This is a genomic window from Parafannyhessea sp. (genome assembly GCF_051876455.1).
In the GTDB taxonomy this organism is placed as follows: domain Bacteria; phylum Actinomycetota; class Coriobacteriia; order Coriobacteriales; family Atopobiaceae; genus Parafannyhessea.
In genome coordinates this window covers 1-2,698 of sequence record NZ_JBJEHW010000125.1, presented here as the reverse complement: position 1 = coordinate 2,698, position 2,698 = coordinate 1, and the positions used below count along the sequence as shown (strand labels likewise).

Below are 2,698 nucleotides of genomic sequence, written 5' to 3'. Positions count from 1 at the left end.
TCGCCAAGAAGATGAAGAGCGAGCTGGAGTGGGTGCGCAGCTCCCAGAAGGCGCGCCAGGCAAAGAGCAAGGCCCGTCTCGCCGCCTACGAGCAGATGGAGGCCGAGGCGCAGCGCGTGACCAAGGTCGACTACACCGACATCCACATTCCCGTGGGCCCCAGGCTGGGCTCCAAGGTGCTGGAGGCCAAGGGGCTCTGCAAGTCGTTTGGCGACCGCGTGCTGATGCACGACCTCAGCTTCGACCTGCCCCGCAACGGCATCGTGGGCGTCATCGGCCCCAACGGCGTGGGCAAGTCCACGCTGTTCAAGATGATCGTGGGCCAGGAGCCCGTGACCTCCGGCACGCTCGAGCTGGGCGAGACCGTAAAGCTCTCGTACGTCGACCAGAACCGCGAGGGCCTCGACCCCAACAAGACGGTGTGGGAGGTCGTGAGCGACGGTAACGACTACATCACCGTCGGCAAGCAGGAGATCCCGAGCCGCGCGTACGTGAGCGCCTTCGGCTTCAAGGGCACCGACCAGCAGAAGCGCGCCGGCGTGCTGTCCGGCGGCGAGCGCAACAGGCTCAACCTGGCACTGACCCTCAAGCAGGGCGGCAACCTCGTGCTCCTGGACGAGCCCACCAACGACCTCGACACTGAGACGCTGGAGAGCCTTGAGGAGGCGCTCCTCGAGTTCCCCGGCTGCTGCGTGATCACGAGCCACGACCGCTGGTTCATGGACCGCATCTGCACGCACATCCTCGCGTGGGAGGGCACGGACGACGACCCCGGCGCGTGGCACTGGTTCGAGGGCAACTTCGAGGACTACCAGAAGGACCGCGTCAAGCGCCTCGGCCCTGACCTCTCCAAGCCGCACCGCCTGCACCGCAAGCTCACGCGCGACTAGCCGCGCCGCACGCGCTTCTTGCCCTCGGCACTGCCTGCACCGTATTCAGTTTCAGCTCGAATGGAGCCGAGCGTTCCTAGACGGACGCGGGCGAGAAGAACACCGGCATACAGGCACCTGAAAGGACCTGTCGCAGCTCAAGCGGCGGGTCCTTCTCTCATGCTTGCCATTACAAATTTTCATGTTACGGTTTACGTTTCCGTTTGCGGTCAGATTCCTTTCGGCTGGCGTTGGCTATCTTTACAGAATCTGCATGTTCATGTGATGATGCGTGCAGACATGTGGTTTGGTGCCAGGTTTCTGTCTTCTGGTGCTACAAGACAAGGGGGGCATATGAGAAGGACCCACACAAAGGGAGCGCTCGGCAGCTTCAAGCGCTTCGGCCAGGTGCTGAGCGTGACAGCCGCCATCGTGATGGCGCTGCCGACGGGTGCGCTCGCGTGCACGCAGGTCTACGTTGACAAGAGCGTGACCGACACGGGCGACACCTACGTCGGCCGCTGCGAGGACTACGCCAGCCGCCACCCGAAGGCGTTTGGAATCCAGGAGCCGCAGACCAACCCGACGTTCTCGTCGGACGAGTCCAGCTTCTCCTGGACCTATAACGGCACGACGTATCGCCACACCTACGTGCGCGACCTTCCCTCCGGTTGGGACAACCGGACCGACGCGTATGGCGAGGCTGGCACCAACAGCCAGGGCGTGAGCGTCTCCGCCACCCTGACCACCAACTACAACGACAAGATCGCCGCGGTCGACCCCTGCGGCAGCGAGGACGAGAACAACCCCTCCGGCCTCGGCGAGTACAACATCGCCGACATCGTGCTGGGTTGCGCCTCCACCGCCCGTGACGGTGTCAAGCTTCTCGGTCAGATTATTGACGAGAACGGCAGCTACGACATGAACCAGATCATCATCGCGGACTCCGCGGAGACCTGGGTCTTCATGCAGCTCTCCGGCCACCAGTGGTGCGCGGTCAACCTGAGCCAGGCCGCCCAGGGCATGGTTTCCGTCAACCCCAACATGAGCAACCTCAAGTTCGACGTGAACATCAACGACCCGATCGTGTGCCTGCACTCCGACAAGATGGTGGACGTCGCCACGCAGGCTGACTCCGCTAAGTACTTCGACGATGGCAACTTTGACGTCGCAACCTCCTACGGCACCGAGGACGGCACCGCACAGTTCACGCGCTACGCACAGGGCCGCGCCTACTACGGCAACCCCCTCGCGGCGGGTACCTACACCACGGACCTCACCTCCACCAAGGGTTGGCAGGGCGTGACTTCCATCAGCGACCCGGAGCTCTTCTTCAAGCCCTCCGGCACCGTGAGCCTCTTCCAGGCGCTGCGCTCCTGCGCCGCCCGCGGTGAGCAGACCACCGACCTCAACGCGAACAACAACTCCCGCCTGTACGCCGTCGGCAACAACCGCACGGTCGAGACGCACATGTTCCAGATCAGGAACGCAATGACCTCCGACATCGCGACCATCCAGTGGGAGGCCCTCTCCCGCGACGAGTTCAGCGTCGCCGTCCCGAGCTACTCCGCGCTGCTGACCAAGGTCGACACCACCATCTACCCCGAGATCGACAAGTGGGACGAGACCCACACCGGTGCGTCTGAGTCCAAGGACTCCGTTGACGCTGCTATGGATTCCTCCACGGACAACGGCTCGCTCGACTACGTGCTGATGGACATCAACACCCTCGCCTACAACAACCGCGCCAAGCTTGCAAAGAACACCCGTGCCTACCTGGACGCCCTGCAGAAGCAGCTCATCGCCCAGCAGACCACCGTCGACTCCGT

Annotated in this window: 2 protein-coding genes; both read left to right on the top strand. The window is 63.4% G+C overall.

Annotation, left to right across the window (positions count from 1 at the left end; translation table 11 throughout):
- On the top strand, positions 1-890 hold an 890-nt coding region (locus ACI38Z_RS05580), incomplete at its 5' end, for an ATP-binding cassette domain-containing protein (protein WP_439789206.1).
- 333 nt (positions 891-1,223) lie between these two features.
- On the top strand, positions 1,224-2,698 hold a 1,475-nt coding region (locus ACI38Z_RS05575; RefSeq protein WP_439789205.1), incomplete at its 3' end, for a C69 family dipeptidase.